This is a genomic window from Cupriavidus sp. 8B (assembly GCF_054589115.1).
The window spans coordinates 1-616 of sequence record NZ_BAAILO010000481.1; the positions used below are offsets into that span (position 1 = coordinate 1).

Below are 616 nucleotides of genomic sequence, written 5' to 3' on the forward strand. Positions count from 1 at the left end.
GCATCCGCAGCTTCGGTGACTGGCTTAGCCCCGTTACATCTTCCGCGCAGGACGACTCGATCAGTGAGCTATTACGCTTTCTTTAAAGGATGGCTGCTTCTAAGCCAACCTCCTGACTGTTTTAGCCTTCCCACTTCGTTTCCCACTTAGCCAATCTTAGGGACCTTAGCTGGCGGTCTGGGTTGTTTCCCTCTTGACACCGGACGTTAGCACCCGATGTCTGTCTCCCGTGATTGCACTCTTCGGTATTCGGAGTTTGCTATGGCGGGGTAATCAGCAATAGACCCCCCAACCATGACAGTGCTCTACCCCCGAAGGTGAGACACGAGGCACTACCTAAATAGTTTTCGGAGAGAACCAGCTATTTCCAGACTTGTTTAGCCTTTCACCCCTATCCACAGCTCATCCCCTAACTTTTCAACGTTAGTGGGTTCGGTCCTCCAGTACGTGTTACCGCACCTTCAACCTGGCCATGGATAGATCGTCTGGTTTCGGGTCTACACCCAGCGACTGAACGCCCTATTCGGACTCGCTTTCGCTACGCCTTCCCTAATCGGTTAAGCTTGCCACTGAATGTAAGTCGCTGACCCATTATACAAAAGGTACGCCGTCACCC

General features: G+C 52.3%; 1 rRNA gene. It reads right to left on the reverse strand.

The annotated features are described in order from the left end of the window. Nucleotides 1-616, reverse strand: a 23S ribosomal RNA gene (locus tag ACYP5B_RS44785); the annotation flags it as partial.